Here is a 14,788-nt window from a genome sequence, read left to right on the forward strand (position 1 = left end):
TTCCTTCGGTGTTACCGTGGGAGATAAAGTGGCGCGTACCAGCGTCACTATTTGCTCCGAATGCTTGGATGAGATCATTATGTGAAGCGATGTATTCCAAGCCGTCAAACGTCTGTTTTCTTCCTTCGGTGTTACCGTGGGAGATAAAGTGGCGCGTACCAGCGTCACTATTTGCTCCGAATGCTTGGATGAGATCAGAATACGACGCAATGTATTCCAACCCGTCAAAAGTGACTTTGCGTTGTTCAAAATACCCATGATCCGCGTAGTGCCGCAAACCCGCGTCGGCGTTAGTTCCGAATGCCGAAATTAAGTCGGAGTAAGACGCAATATATTCTAGTGCTTCAGTGCCATCGGCGAGATTGCGTGGGAGGACGTGTGGTGCGGCAGATGGTTGGTTTGAAGGAGAGGGTGTCTCGCCGCTGCCTCCGGAGGCTGGGGCATCGGCACCGGTGTCCAAATCGACTGATCCTCCGGTTCGGGCAAAATTCTGGGTTACAAATGCCCAAGTGCGCCCTTGATACTCTCCAATCTCGATACCGATTCCAACGTAGTCAAAATCGGGGTTCAGCAGGTTGGCCCTGTGTCCATCGCTGTTCATCAGTTGATTGTGAAGCCCGATAACCTCGTCATCGAAACCGTCAGGAGCTCGGACGGACCTTCCTGCTATGTTTTCTGCCCAGCTGTAACTTCCGCTAAAATTGAACCCGGCGTCATCCATGCGTGCTCCCGGATTCGAGTTGTTCACACCGGTATGAGAAAAAATGTCCGTCGCAATCATCCACCTACTGTGATCTTCGGACGCTTCGTTGAGATTAAGTTCCAGAACAAGCGGCGGCGCGCCAACTTTAGCTCTCTCCGCGTTAATCAGATCCAACATATCTCGTTCTAGAGAGTCTGCCTGTGACATCGACTTACCTAAAGTGTTTCGCGTTTTTTGTATTGTCGGTTGGGATAGCGGCAGAACTGTGGCACTAATAATCTGTATGGAAATGTAGGAGAAAAACAGCGGGTCTCTGCTACATTTCCTTTGCAGTTAGGCGGAAAACCGCAAGAAAACCTATGTACCAGTTTGGCAATGATATTCCGCGACGTGCCACAGTTTCGCAGAGGATTCTCAAAGGTTCAAGGAATGCGCTAACAACGACCAAGCGCAAGTAAACTCGAGTAAGTAAAGCAGCATGCCGTGGCCTGCTTTTCTACCGAATGTAGGGGATTTGGTGCCCAGGAGAGGACTCGAACCTCCACGTCCATACGGACACTAGCACCTGAAGCTAGCGCGTCTACCAATTCCGCCACCTGGGCAGGTGTCGTGGAGGGGCGTTTAAGCCCACTGGCTGGAAGGGTCAACCAGATTCGGGAAGATTTTTGAAAGTTTTTTTCGCACATCCAAATTCAGTTTGAATTGGTTGGTCTTTTCACTGACGCGCGGCGTTATTGCGCCTTGTTTGACAAGCCTCAGAGCGCTAGATCGATAGAGGACCCACAAGCAGGAGCCCTCTCATGTCGAAAATGGTCACGATTTACGGCGGATCGGGATTTGTCGGCCGGTATATTACGCGGCGCATGGCAAATGAAGGGTGGCGTGTCCGGGTGGCGGTGCGGCGCCCGAATGAGGCGATGTTTGTCAGGCCCTATGGCGTGGTTGGTCAGGTTGAACCCATTTTGTGCAACATCCGTGATGATGCCTCGGTCGCTGCTGCAATGCACGGGGCAGACGCGGTGGTGAATTGCGTCGGCGTTCTGAACGAGCTGGGCAAGAACGCCTTTGACGCCGTGCAGGCCGATGGGGCCGAGCGGATCGCGCGTTTGGCGGCCGATCAGGGCATTTCCCAAATGGTTCATATCTCGGCCATCGGAGCGGACGCTGAGTCCGACAGCGAATATTCGCGAACCAAGGCGCATGGTGAGGCCGGTGTGCTGACCCATATGCCAGATGCAATTATTCTGCGGCCGTCTGTGATTTTCGGAACCGAAGATCAGTTCTTTAATCGTTTTGCCGGGATGACCCGGATGGGACCTTTCCTGCCGCTAGTCGGAGCCGAAACCAAATTCCAGCCGGTCTATGTGGATGACGTGGCCAAGGCAGCCGTTCAGGGTGTTTTGGGTCACGCTGAGCCCGGTGTGTACGAATTGGGCGGGCCCGAGGTGAAAACCTTTCGCGCGCTGATGCAGCAGATGCTTGATGTGATTCACCGTCGTCGGGTGATCATCGGAATGCCCTTCTTTGTGGCCCGCATAATGGCTGGCGTGTTGGACATTGTTAAATTCGCCAGCTTCCAGTTGTTCCCGAACCACATCCTGACGCGCGATCAGCTGAAAAACCTGCGCCGCGACAATGTTGTGTCCGACGGGGCCAAAGGATTTACCGATCTTGGGATCGAGCCAGCGACACTGGAATCCGTACTGCCGGATTACCTGTGGAAGTTCCGCCCCTCGGGTCAGTACGACGACATCCAGAACTCGGCCAACAATCTGCGGACCTGATCAGCTATAGGCGATTGCAAGCAGGATGGCACCCAGGATCACGCGGTAGATCACATAAGGTGTAAAGCTGACACTGCGCAGCAGGCGCATCATCAGGGTCAGAGCCAGCAGAGCTGAGATAAAAGCAAAGAATGCCGCGATTGCCCCGTCTCGGGCCAATTGGGCGTCTGCTTCGCGGATAACATCGACTGACAGCAAAATACCTGAGGCCAGAATGGTCGGGATCGACATCAACATCGCAATCCGCGCGCCATCCTCGCGCGTATAGCCCAATTGGCGCGCGCCGGTGATGGTAATGCCGGACCGGGATGTTCCGGGTATCAGGGCGAGAACCTGCCACAGCCCCATGATCAACGCATCGCGCAGACCCCATTCGCTTGCTTCTTTGGTCTGCGGCCCATTTTGATCGGCCCAATACAGAACGAGGCCAAAAACCAGCATGGTCCAGCCAATGACCGCCATTGACCGAAACGCCTCGATCAGGCCGGTTTTGAACAGGATAGCCCCGACAATCACGGTGGGAATCGTGGCGACTATCAGACCCATGGCCAGCTGCGCCTGTGGTGTGTCGGCCCGTCCGGTCAACGCCCGTGGCAGCCCGGAGACGGCCTGTTTCACATCGGACCAGAAATAAAGAATCACAGCGCCCAAAGTGCCCACATGCACGGCCACGTCGATGGCCAGGCCTTGATCGTCCAGTCCGGTCAGGCTGGGTAGCAGTATCAAATGACCAGATGAAGAGATCGGCAAAAACTCAGTGATACCCTGAATAATCGCCGCGAGAATCAATTGAAAAAGACCCATCTGCCCCGCCGTGTTGTGGTCACGTCTTTGTTTGCCCAATGGGTATAAGTGCTCTGTGGAAAAGGAAAGCGTGCATATAGGTCCGAATCGGAACTAAAAATCGCATTTAATTTCAAACCTCCACTAAATTTCCCCTCGATTTTCGAATTTAGGTCAGTACAGTTGACTTTTCATCCAATCTTTCATCTCTTAAAGAGACGTGACCAAGCCAATTCATGGAGTTTGACCCGTGGCCAAGCAACCGATGCTGAAATTTGTGCAGATCGACCGCGTCATGCCCGAAAAGCGTGCCGCCGATGACCGCAGAGAAGATTTTGATGAAATCTACGCCGAATTCGCAGCAGAGAAGGCCAAGGAGCAAGCCAGCCGATGCAGTCAATGTGGTGTTCCATACTGCCAGTCGCATTGCCCACTGCACAACAACATCCCTGACTGGCTGCATTTGACCGCGACGGGTCGTCTGGAAGAAGCCTACCAAACCAGTCAGGCCACCAACACATTCCCTGAGATTTGTGGCCGAATCTGCCCGCAGGACCGCCTGTGCGAAGGCAACTGCGTGATCGAGCAATCGGGCCACGGCACGGTTACCATTGGCACGATTGAGAAATACATCACCGACACCGCCTGGGACAAAGGCTGGGTGAAACCCACCTCTCCGGGTGCCGAGCGCAGCGAAAGCGTCGGCATAATCGGTGGCGGCCCCGGCGGTCTGGCTGCGGCTGACATGCTGCGTCGGGCGGGCATTCAGGTCACCGTCTATGATCGTTATGATCGCGCAGGCGGTCTGCTGATGTACGGCATTCCGGGGTTCAAGCTGGAAAAAGACATTGTTCAGCGTCGAAATGACCTGCTGGCAGATGGTGGAGTCGAGTTCGTGCTGAATTGCGATGTAGACGCCGCCAAGTTCGAGGAAATACGCTCCAAGCATGATGCAGTAATCATTGCGACAGGCGTGTACAAATCGCGCGATCTGTCTATGCCCGGCAGCGGTCTGGCTGGAATCGAAAAAGCCATCGATTTCCTGACCGCCTCGAACCGCAAAAGTTTTGGCGATGACGTCGAAGATTTCGACAATGGCCGCTTGAATGCCGAAGGCAAGAAGGTGGTCGTTATTGGTGGCGGTGATACCGCGATGGATTGTGTGCGGACCTCGATCCGGCAAGGTGCCACGTCGGTCAAATGCCTCTATCGTCGTGACCGGGCGAACATGCCGGGTTCGCAGCGCGAAACCCAAAACGCCGAAGAAGAAGGCGTGGTGTTCGAATGGCTGAGCGCGCCCAAGGGCTTTACCGGCGACGACACCGTCGCAGGCGTGATGGTGCAGAAGATGCGTCTGGGTCAGCCCGACGCGACCGGCCGTCAGGCACCTGAAGTGATCGAAGGCGCGGATTATGTCGAAGACGCCGATTTGGTGATTAAGGCGCTGGGCTTTGAGCCTGAAGACCTGCCCACCCTGTTCGGCCAGCCCGACCTGCCCGTCACCCGTTGGGGCACCGTCAAGGCAGCGTTCGAGACCGGCGCAACCGAGATGGACGGCGTCTATGCTATTGGTGACATCGTGCGCGGTGCGTCTCTGGTGGTCTGGGCCATTCGTGACGGTCGTGACTGCGCCGATGCGATTATTGATCGCTTCAACGCCAAGGCTGCCATCGCAGCCGAATAACCCTAGCCCAGCGACAGGAGGGTCTGATGCCCGAATTGCAAGGTCAATGCATGTGCGGCGCGGTCACGGTGACTGCAACCCCGGCGCGGGAATCGCTGGGAGCCTGCCATTGTGATCAATGCCGTCGCTGGACCAGTTCGATGCTGGTAACCTTCGCGGCAGAGCCCGGCTATGCCGCCTTGGGACCGGTCAAGACCTACACCTCGTCGGATTGGGCCGAACGGGCATTTTGCTCGGACTGTGGTTCGGCACTGTGGTACCGGATCACTTTGCCGGGCGAGATGCACGGACAAACCCAAATGGCTGCCGGTCTTTTTGACGACACCGGCAACCCGCTGAAACTTGAACTTTACATAGATAAAAAGCCCGAGGGCTACGCGTTCGCAGGAGAACGCCGGCAGATGACCAAAGCCGAGGTCGAAGCCATGTATGCCCTGCCGGAAGAAGGAGACAGCCAATGACCAAATATGATGCCGATTGGGTGCGGGCCGAAGAAGCCAAGCGCAAATGGATGGCCGAAAATGGTCTCTATTCCGAGGACGAAGAGCATTCTTCATGCGGCGTAGGTCTTGTGGTTTCGATTGACGGCAAAGCGTCACGTAAGGTGGTGGATGCCGGGATCGACGCACTTAAGGCAATCTGGCACCGGGGCGCGGTGGACGCAGACGGCAAGACGGGTGATGGCGCGGGTATTCACGTGCAGATCCCGGTTCCGTTCTTCTATGACCAGATCCGCCGCACCGGACATGAGCCGCGACTGGATCAACTGATTGCGGTTGGTCAGGTCTTTTTGCCACGCACCGACTTTGGCGCACAGGAACAGTGCCGGACCATCGTTGAAACCGAAGTTCTGCGCATGGGCTATTACATTTATGGTTGGCGTCATGTGCCGGTCGATGTGACCTGCCTGGGAGAAAAAGCCAACGCCACCCGGCCTGAGATTGAGCAGATCCTGATCTCGAACTCAAAAGGTGTGGATGAAGACACGTTTGAGCGTGAGCTTTATGTGATCCGTCGCCGTATCGAAAAGGCGGCACTGGCTGCCGGTATTTCTGATCTGTATCTGGCCTCGCTCAGCTGCCGGTCGATCATCTATAAGGGCATGATGTTGGCCGAGCAGGTCGCGGTGTTCTACCCCGATTTGATGGACGAGCGCTTTGAAAGTGCCTTTGCCATCTACCACCAGCGATATTCGACCAATACGTTCCCGCAGTGGTGGCTGGCCCAGCCTTTCCGCATGCTGGCCCATAACGGCGAGATCAACACGCTGAAGGGCAACATCAACTGGATGAAAAGCCATGAGATCCGCATGGCGAGCGGCACCTTTGGTGACTATGCCGAGGACATCAAGCCGATCATCGCAGGTGGTTCGTCGGATTCGGCGGCTCTGGACTCTGTCTTTGAAGTTCTTGTCCGTGCCGGCCGGTCTGCCCCAATGGCGAAAACCATGCTGGTGCCGGAAAGCTGGTCCAAGCAGGCGGTCGAACTGCCGCAGGCGTGGCGCGACATGTATTCCTACTGCAATTCAGTGATGGAGCCGTGGGACGGCCCCGCCGCATTGGCGATGACCGATGGCCGTTGGGTTTGTGCGGGTCTGGACCGGAACGGTCTGCGTCCGATGCGTTACGTAGTAACTGGCGACGGTCTTGTCATTGCAGGGTCCGAGGCCGGGATGGTGCCGATTGATGAGGCCACAGTGACCGAAAAAGGCGCGCTTGGCCCAGGTCAGATGCTGGCCGTCGATATGAAGAAGGGCAAGTTGTTCCGCGACACGCAGATCAAGAACAAACTGGCCCGTGCGCTGCCATTTGGCGAATGGGTCGGCAAGATTCACGATCTGGATGCCACGCTGGCAGGTGTGACCGAAACCCCGATTTTCTCAGGAGAGGAACTGCGCAAGCGTCAGATCGCGGCTGGTTATTCGGTTGAGGAGCTGGAGCAGATCCTCGCCCCGATGGCGGAAGATGGCAAAGAGGCGCTGGCCTCGATGGGTGACGATACGCCCTCGGCGGTTCTGTCCAAGCAATACCGCCCGCTCAGCCATTTCTTTAGGCAGAATTTCAGCCAGGTGACCAACCCGCCGATCGATTCTTTGCGCGAATACCGCGTGATGTCTTTGAAGACGCGGTTTGCGAACCTCAAGAACGTGCTGGATGAGGACAGCAGCCAGACCGAGATTGTGGTTCTGGAAAGTCCCTTTGTCGGCAACGCGCAATGGGACAAGCTGGTTGAAAGCTTTGATGCCCCGCTGGCCGAGATCGACTGTAGCTTTGAGCCCGGCCAAAACGCACTAAGCGAGGCGTTGGCCCGTGTTAGAGCCGAAGCGGAAGAGGCCGTTCGGTCCGGCGCTGGGCATCTGGTGCTGTCTGACATGAACTCGGGCGCAGGTCGTGTGGCGATGCCCATGATCCTTGCCACAAGTGCGGTGCACTCACACCTGACCCGTCAGGGCCTACGGACATTCTGTTCGTTGAACGTACGCTCGGCGGAATGTGTCGACCCGCACTATTTTGCCGTTCTGATCGGTTGTGGTGCGACCGTTGTGAACGCCTATCTGGCCGAGGATTCGCTGGCCGACCGTATTGATCGCGGCCTTTTGGACGGGACCCTGACCGAAAATGTCGCCCGCTTCCGCGAAGCGATCGATCAGGGCTTGTTGAAGATCATGGCCAAGATGGGAATCTCGGTAATCTCGTCCTATCGCGGCGGCCTGAATTTTGAGGCCGTTGGCCTGAGCCGTGCGATGGTGGCCGAATACTTCCCTGGAATGACCAGCCGGATTTCCGGCATCGGCGTCACGGGTATTCAGACGAAGGCCGAGGAGATCCACGCCAAGGCATGGGATAGCGGTCTGGACGTGCTGCCCATCGGTGGGTTCTATAAGGCGCGTAAATCGGGTGAGACCCACGCGTGGGAAGCGACCTCGATGCATATGATGCAAATGGCTTGTAACCGCGCGTCCTATGAGCTGTGGAAGCAATACTCGGCCAAGATGCAGTCGAACCCGCCGATCCATCTGCGTGACCTGATGGACTTTAAACCGCTGGGCAAGCCAATCCCGATTGAAGAGGTCGAGTCGATCACTTCGATCCGCAAGCGGTTCGTCACGCCGGGCATGTCGCTGGGTGCGTTATCGCCCGAGGCGCACAAGACGCTGAACGTGGCGATGAACCGGATCGGTGCGAAATCCGACTCCGGCGAGGGTGGCGAAGACCCGGCACATTTTGTGCCGGAGCCCAATGGCGACAACCCGTCGGCCAAGATCAAACAGGTCGCTTCGGGCAGGTTCGGTGTGACCGCCGAATACCTGAATCAGTGTGAAGAACTGGAGATTAAGGTCGCTCAGGGTGCCAAACCCGGTGAAGGCGGTCAGCTGCCGGGCATGAAAGTTACCGACCTGATTGCGCGACTGCGCCATTCGACCAAGGGTGTGACCCTGATCTCTCCACCGCCGCACCACGATATCTACTCAATCGAGGATCTGGCGCAGCTGATCTACGACCTGAAACAGATCAACCCGCGCTGCAAGGTTACCGTGAAACTGGTGGCGTCTTCGGGTGTTGGCACGATTGCTGCCGGTGTGGCCAAGGCCAAAGCGGACGTGATCCTGATTTCGGGCCACAATGGTGGCACCGGGGCATCTCCGGCGACCTCGATCAAATATGCCGGTCTGCCGTGGGAGATGGGCCTGACCGAGGCACATCAGGTTTTGGCGATGAACAACCTGCGCGACCGCGTGACCCTGCGAACCGATGGTGGCTTGCGCACCGGTCGTGATATCGTCATGGCTGCGATGATGGGGGCCGAGGAATACGGTATCGGCACCGCTGCTCTGATCGCGATGGGCTGTATCATGGTGCGTCAGTGCCAGTCGAACACCTGCCCGGTCGGTGTGTGTACGCAGGACGAATCCCTGCGGGCAAAGTTCACCGGTAATGCCGATAAGGTCGTCAACCTGATCACCTTCTATGCACAGGAAGTGCGCGAGCTGCTGGCCAGCCTCGGTGCGCGGTCGATTGACGACATCATCGGGCGGGCAGATCTGCTGGCGCAGGTCAGTCGCGGTTCAGCGCATCTGGATGATCTGGACCTCAACCCGCTGCTGATCACCGTCGATGGTGCCCATAACATCGTCTACAACCGCGACAGAGATCGCAATGCAGTGCCCGATACGCTTGATGCGGAAATTGTGCGCGATGCTGCACGGTTCCTGAAAGACGGTGAGAAAATGCAGCTGTCCTATGCTGTTCAAAACACGCACCGAACCGTGGGCACACGGGTCTCCAGCCATATCGTGCAGAATTTCGGGATGCGGAACACGTTCCAGCCCGACCACCTGCATGTGAAACTGCAAGGCTCGGCCGGTCAGTCGTTGGGGGCTTTTGCGGCCCCAGGTCTGAAGCTTGAGGTATCTGGTGATGCCAACGACTATGTCGGCAAGGGCCTGTCCGGGGGCACAATCGTTGTACGTCCGCCGCAGGTCAGCCCGCTGAAAGCAGACGAAAACACCATTATCGGCAACACCGTTCTTTACGGCGCAACTGATGGCCACCTGTTTGCGGCTGGCCGCGCAGGTGAGCGGTTCGCGGTTCGGAATTCGGGCGCCACTGTGGTGATCGAGGGCTGTGGCTCGAACGGCTGTGAATACATGACCGGTGGTATTGCGGTGATCTTGGGTGGCATTGGTGCCAACTTTGGCGCAGGTATGACGGGCGGTATGGCCTATCTGTACGACCCCGAAGGCAAGGCCGAGCAGCTGATGAACATGGAAACGCTGGTGACCTGCCCGGTGACTGTCGACCATTGGGAAAATCAGCTGAAATCGCTGATCGAAACCCATCAGGCTGAAACCAACAGCCGTAAGGCCGCCGACATTCTGCAGCATTGGGAGGTCGAAAAGGCCAATTTCCTGCAGGTTTGCCCGAAAGAGATGCTGAACAAGCTCAGCCATCCTCTGACGACCGAGGCAACTGCTGTTCCCGCCGAGTAAGCGAAAGTTGTTAGACCAAATCAGAACCCCGCGTGTCACCAAGGACACGCGGGGTTTTCAATTTACGTCCCGGCCTTGCTTAAGATTGCATACCCGCGCAACGCTCAGATCAGGCAAGATAAACCGTTCCAAACCCGGCCACAGCGTCGTATAGCAACAAAATGGCAAGAACAGCAGCGCGCAAGTCGAGCAAAAAGAAAAGCAAGGCGTCGAAATCAAAAAGGCCACTGGTTCCGCGGATTCGTCGTTGGGTAACACGCATCGCCTTGGGCGTTGTGGCTTTTGTCGTGGGTTTGGTCCTGCTTTACTCGGTGGTTAATCCGCCGGTGACTCATACAATCTGGTCGGAATGGCGAAGATTGGGGAAGGTCGAGCGCGAGTGGGTGTCGATCGAAGAAATTGCCCCGGTTATGGGCAGATCTGCCGTGGCCGCCGAGGACGCGAATTTCTGCCTGCATTGGGGCTTTGACGTTGAAGCAATCCGCGAAGCGCTGGAAGACGGCGGCAGCCGGGGGGCCTCGACCATTACCCAGCAGGTCGTGAAGAACGTGTTCCTGTGGCAAGGGCGCAGTTGGGTGCGCAAAGCGCTTGAAACGTCGATTACACCCGTCGTCGAAATCTTCTGGAGCAAGCAGCGAATCCTAGAAGTATATCTGAACGTTGCCGAAACCGGTCAGGGGGTCTTCGGGGTCGAAGCGGCAGCACAGCGATACTATGGGACGAGTGCGTCCAAGTTGTCGTCAGTTCAGGCGGCCCGATTGGCGGCGATCCTGCCGTCCCCCCGCAACAGATCCGTCACAGATCCGTCGGTTCGAACCCGCAGACGTGCGGCATCCATCCGGGATGGGGCGGCCACCATCCGCGCAGATGGTCGCGCGGATTGTTTCGAGGATTGAAACCCTATGCCCCTCAAGGCTAAAGCTGGGGGGTATTCACTGGTTCGATTGGAAGATTATGGCGCGTCTGTTTCATGTTCCCCTGTCCCCGTATTGCCGCAGGGTGCGCCTGTCGCTTGCGGAAAAGAAAATCGAAGTCGAATTGGTCGAGGAACGATACTGGGAACAAGACCCGGATTTTCTGCGCCGCAACCCAGCCGGCAAAGTCCCGGTGTTGCGACTGGATGGACAGGTCATGGCGGAAAGCGCGGCCATTTGTGAATATATCGAAGAAACCCGCCCTGAACCTCCGCTGATGCCAAAAAAACCTGAAGCGCGGTACGAGGTGCGGCGTTTGGTTGGTTGGTTCGATGACAAGTTCCATCACGAAGTCACATCTCGACTGTTGTATGAGCGGGTGAACAAGAAGGTGACCGGCGAGGGTTATCCCGACAGTAAAAACGTCAAGGCGGGTGCAAAGGCTATCAAGTATCATTTGGACTACATGGCTTGGCTGCTGGATCACCGGCGCTGGCTGGCAGGTGATCAGATGACTCTGGCCGATTTTGCAGCTGCTGCGCACTTGTCTGCTCTGGATTATATCTCAGATGTAGATTGGAACCGTTCTCAGGCGGTCAAGGATTGGTATGCCAAGATCAAGTCGCGGCCTGCGTTCCGGTCCATATTGGCAGATCAGGTTCCTGGGTTCCGACCGCCACCGCATTACGCTGATCTGGATTTCTGATAGGGTAAGGGTGTAGCGGGCTGACTGCCCCCTCTTGGCCGGGGTGTGGGCCAATTCACCCCGAGGGTACTTATAGCCAGATGAAGAGCGGATCAGGTTTAAAAGAAAAGCTGGTGGCGCAGGCGTTGAGCGAGGGATTTGTCTCTTGCCGTGTTTGCCGACCTTGGGACGTGCCCGAAGTGCCGTCGCGCTTGCAGGCGTTTTTGGATGCCGGGTATCACGGGCAGATGGGGTGGATGGCCGAGCGGACCCATTGGCGCGGAGATCCGGCCGCATTGTGGCCCGAGGCGCGGTCGGTCATCATGCTGGCCGAGAGCTATACGCCTGACCATGATCCGACCGAAGTTCTGCAGCATCCGGACAAGGCGGCGATTTCTGTTTATGCGCAGAACAAGGATTACCACGATCTGGTCAAAAAGCGGCTGAAACGGCTGGCGCGCTGGTTGATTGCGGAAGCGGGTGGAGAGGTAAAGGTCTTTGTTGATACCGCGCCTGTTCCGGAGAAGGCTTTGGGCCATGCGGCAGGGCTGGGCTGGCAGGGAAAACACACCAATCTCGTAAGCCGCGACTGGGGAAATTGGGCCTTTTTAGGCTCTGTTTTTACGACGTTGGACCTGCCTGCAGACATGGCTGAATCTGACCATTGCGGTAATTGTCGAGCTTGTTTGAGCGCCTGTCCGACGGATGCGTTTCCCGCGCCGTATCAGTTGGATGCGCGGCGATGTATTTCATATCTGACGATCGAACATAAAGGGCCGGTCGACGAAGAGCTGCGCCAAAAGCTGGGAAACCGGATTTATGGATGCGACGATTGTTTGGCCGCGTGCCCGTGGAACAAATTCGCCATCGCAGCGAGCGATGTGCGGTATGCCGCACGTGATGATCTGAAAGCACCGCCGTTGGCCGAGCTTGCTGTGTTGGATGATGCAGCGTTTCGGGCCAAGTTCTCGGGCTCGCCGATCAAGAGGATCGGGCGGGATCGGTTTGTGCGCAACGTTCTGTACGCGATTGGCAACTCGGAACGGTCAGATCTGATGCCCGTCGCGCAGTCGCTTGCCAATGATCCTGATCCAACGGTGGCGGACGCCGCGCGTTGGGCGGTGAAACGATTGTCGTAAGTGACGCAAACAGGCTGGACGTGTTGGTCCAAACCGCTACACCCATCGACAGCGAACAGGAAGGAGATCCCGATGGCGTTGGCTTTGGGGGTGGATACGGGTGGAACCTATACGGATGCGGTGCTGATCCGGGACGAGAAAGAGGTGATCGCCTCGGCTAAATCCCTGACAACCCGCGCCGATCTGGCAATTGGGGTTGGACAGGCGATCTCGGCAGTGTTGGATCAAGCACAGGTGTCGCCGGAGCAGATCTCAATGGCGTCTTTGTCGACGACGTTGGCGACGAATGCCTTGGTCGAAGGGCAGGGTGGTCGAGTCGCGCTGATTTACATTGGGTTCAAGGAAGCAGACCTTGAGAAACATGGGCTGCGGGATGCGCTGAAGGGTGATCCAGCGCTGGTGATTGGCGGTGGGCATAGCCACGCCGGGGGTGAGGCTGCTCCATTGGACGTCGACGCGCTGGAAGCCTTTTTGGCGTCGCACAAGGATGTTTCCGGGTTTGCGGTTGCCGCGCAGTTCGCAACGCGGAACCCGGCGCATGAATTGCAGGCCGCGCGTGTCATTGCCGCGACAACCGGGGCACCGGTAACGTGCTCTCATCAGTTGTCGGCCAAACTGAACGGTCCGAAACGCGCGGTCACGGCGGTTTTGAATGCGCGTTTGATCGGCATGATCGACCGTTTGATCGGTCGGGCGCAGGATCGTTTGATTGATCTGGGCATAACCGCACCGATGATGGTTGTGCGCGGCGATGGTGCTCTGATGAGCGCCGAACAAGCGCGGGAACGCCCGATTGAGACGATCCTCAGCGGGCCGGCGGCTTCGATTGTTGGGGCAAGCTGGTTGACGGGGGCCGAGAATGCACTGGTGTCCGATATTGGCGGCACCACGACGGATGTTGCGCTGATTCGGGATGGCAAACCCGCGATTGACCCAGCGGGCGCGCAGGTCGGCGGATTTCGTACGATGGTTGAGGCGGTTGCCATGCGCACCCACGGACTGGGTGGAGATAGCCAGGTGCATGTGGTGACCGAAGGGCTGGGCGGCGGCGTATTTCTGGGGCCACGACGGGTGCTGCCGGTATCTCTGATCGCGTCAGAAGCACCCGAGGTTGTTCACGGCGTTCTGGACACACAGTTGCGGGCAACAACCGTGGGAGAGCATGACACGCGGTTTGCCCGCCGTGTTCCCGGTATCAATGCCGACGGGTTGGGTGCGCGCGAAGAATCGCTGTTGGAGAGGCTGGGCGAGAACGTCATGCCCCTAAGTGACCTGCTGCGCACCCGTATGGAGAACGGAGCTTTGTCGCGTCTGGTGGATCGCGGTGTCGTTCAGGTTTCGGGTGTGACGCCATCGGATGCCAGCCATGTTTTGGGCCGATTGGATACCTGGGATGCGGACGCAGCCCACAAGGCGTTGGAGCTGGTTGCGCGCAAGCGGGTGGGGACGGGTGACAGGCTAGCCGGCAGCCCCGAACAACTGGCACAGATGATCGTGGATCAGTTGACCGAACAGACGTCTTTGACCTTATTAGAGACTGCTTTTGCCGAAGAAGCTGACGGTTTTGGTCTTGCACCTGCTGACTTGGCCCGGCACGTGTTGACGCAAAAAGGGCTGGCAAGGCATCGCGGCTTAATCGCGCTGGACGCATCGCTAAACGTGGATGTCGTGGGTCTCGGCGCATCCGCCCCCAGCTATTATCCGGCTGTAGGGGATCGCCTGCATTGCACCATGATCCTGCCGGAACACGCCGGTGTCGCCAACGCGATCGGAGCAGTTGTTGGTCGGCTTACGCTGCGTCGAACAGGAACCGTGACGTCACCGTCTGAAGGGCGTTACCGGGTTCATTTGGAGGAAGGGCCGCAGGATTTCACAGAATCCGACAAGGCCTTGGAACTGCTGGAGACGGTTCTGCGGGATCAGGCCGAGGTCGCCGTGCGGCAGGCCGGCGCCGCAGATATCCGGGTGGTCGTCGACCGCGACATCCGCACCGCGCGCATCGAAGCGCAGGACGTGTTTGTCGAAGCGATGATCACGGTCGAAGCCAGCGGACGCCCAAGGGTGGCCTCAGGTTAGCCCCCCTCGCGGGAAGGAGGGCCAATTCGG

The 14,788-nt window shown here is 57.5% G+C and carries 10 protein-coding genes and 1 tRNA gene; 8 read left to right on the forward strand and 3 right to left on the reverse strand.

Features of this window, described 5'->3' with window-relative positions:
- Window positions 1-910, reverse strand: a 910-nt coding sequence (locus tag AC2FI9_RS21215; RefSeq protein ID WP_496770545.1) for a CAP domain-containing protein, incomplete at its 3' end; no start/stop codon positions are given.
- A 308-nt stretch (window positions 911-1,218) separates the two neighbouring features.
- A tRNA-Leu gene (locus tag AC2FI9_RS21220) sits at window positions 1,219-1,305 on the reverse strand.
- A gap of 198 nt (window positions 1,306-1,503) precedes the next feature.
- On the opposite strand from AC2FI9_RS21220, the gene AC2FI9_RS21225 reads away from it, so the two are divergent.
- Complete coding sequence (locus AC2FI9_RS21225; protein ID WP_496770547.1) at window positions 1,504-2,487, forward strand: complex I NDUFA9 subunit family protein; 984 nt, start codon at window positions 1,504-1,506, stop codon at window positions 2,485-2,487.
- Here the strand turns inward: AC2FI9_RS21225 and AC2FI9_RS21230 are convergent, their stop codons facing one another.
- Window positions 2,488-3,291: an undecaprenyl-diphosphate phosphatase gene (locus AC2FI9_RS21230; protein ID WP_496770549.1), complete on the reverse strand. Its 804-nt coding sequence runs from the start codon at window positions 3,289-3,291 to the stop codon at window positions 2,488-2,490.
- 229 nt (window positions 3,292-3,520) lie between these two features.
- Between AC2FI9_RS21230 and AC2FI9_RS21235 the strand changes: the two genes are divergently transcribed.
- The 7 genes from AC2FI9_RS21235 (at window position 3,521) to AC2FI9_RS21265 (ending at window position 14,758) form a co-directional block, all read left to right on the forward strand.
- Window positions 3,521-4,954 carry an NAD(P)-dependent oxidoreductase gene (locus tag AC2FI9_RS21235; RefSeq protein WP_496737318.1) on the forward strand — a complete coding sequence of 478 codons (1,434 nt, stop codon included), beginning with the start codon at window positions 3,521-3,523 and terminating at the stop codon, window positions 4,952-4,954.
- A gap of 26 nt (window positions 4,955-4,980) precedes the next feature.
- Window positions 4,981-5,415 (forward strand): GFA family protein, encoded by a 435-nt coding sequence (locus AC2FI9_RS21240; RefSeq protein WP_496727322.1) that lies wholly within the window; start codon window positions 4,981-4,983, stop codon window positions 5,413-5,415.
- Window positions 5,412-9,944: a glutamate synthase large subunit gene (gltB, locus tag AC2FI9_RS21245; protein WP_496770551.1), complete on the forward strand. Its 4,533-nt coding sequence runs from the start codon at window positions 5,412-5,414 to the stop codon at window positions 9,942-9,944. The genes AC2FI9_RS21240 and gltB overlap by 4 nt, the downstream gene beginning before the upstream one ends.
- A 161-nt stretch (window positions 9,945-10,105) precedes the next feature.
- Window positions 10,106-10,840 (forward strand): monofunctional biosynthetic peptidoglycan transglycosylase, encoded by a 735-nt coding sequence (gene mtgA, locus AC2FI9_RS21250; protein ID WP_496741446.1) that lies wholly within the window; start codon window positions 10,106-10,108, stop codon window positions 10,838-10,840.
- Window positions 10,841-10,898: 58 nt separating this feature from the next.
- Window positions 10,899-11,564, forward strand: a complete 666-nt coding sequence (fzlA, locus tag AC2FI9_RS21255) for an FtsZ-binding protein FzlA (RefSeq protein WP_496770554.1) — start codon at window positions 10,899-10,901, stop codon at window positions 11,562-11,564.
- Window positions 11,565-11,644: 80 nt separating this feature from the next.
- Window positions 11,645-12,682, forward strand: a complete 1,038-nt coding sequence (gene queG, locus AC2FI9_RS21260; protein ID WP_496770558.1) for a tRNA epoxyqueuosine(34) reductase QueG — start codon at window positions 11,645-11,647, stop codon at window positions 12,680-12,682.
- Window positions 12,683-12,754: 72 nt separating this feature from the next.
- Window positions 12,755-14,758, forward strand: a complete 2,004-nt coding sequence (locus AC2FI9_RS21265; protein WP_496770559.1) for a hydantoinase/oxoprolinase family protein — start codon at window positions 12,755-12,757, stop codon at window positions 14,756-14,758.
- Window positions 14,759-14,788: the final 30 nt, after the last annotated feature.

The organism is Ruegeria sp. CDSA246 (assembly GCF_059611225.1).

Bases quoted from the DNA above. Each gene is read 5' to 3' on its own strand.
- AC2FI9_RS21225 (WP_496770547.1), top strand. From the start codon at position 1,504: ATGTCGAAAATGGTCACGATTTACGGCGGATCGGGATTTGTCGGCCGG.
- AC2FI9_RS21230 (WP_496770549.1), bottom strand. From the start codon at position 3,291: ATGGGTCTTTTTCAATTGATTCTCGCGGCGATTATTCAGGGTATCACT.
- AC2FI9_RS21240 (WP_496727322.1), top strand. From the start codon at position 4,981: ATGCCCGAATTGCAAGGTCAATGCATGTGCGGCGCGGTCACGGTGACT.
- gltB (WP_496770551.1), top strand. From the start codon at position 5,412: ATGACCAAATATGATGCCGATTGGGTGCGGGCCGAAGAAGCCAAGCGC.
- mtgA (WP_496741446.1), top strand. From the start codon at position 10,106: ATGGCAAGAACAGCAGCGCGCAAGTCGAGCAAAAAGAAAAGCAAGGCG.
- fzlA (WP_496770554.1), top strand. From the start codon at position 10,899: ATGGCGCGTCTGTTTCATGTTCCCCTGTCCCCGTATTGCCGCAGGGTG.
- queG (WP_496770558.1), top strand. From the start codon at position 11,645: ATGAAGAGCGGATCAGGTTTAAAAGAAAAGCTGGTGGCGCAGGCGTTG.
- AC2FI9_RS21265 (WP_496770559.1), top strand. From the start codon at position 12,755: ATGGCGTTGGCTTTGGGGGTGGATACGGGTGGAACCTATACGGATGCG.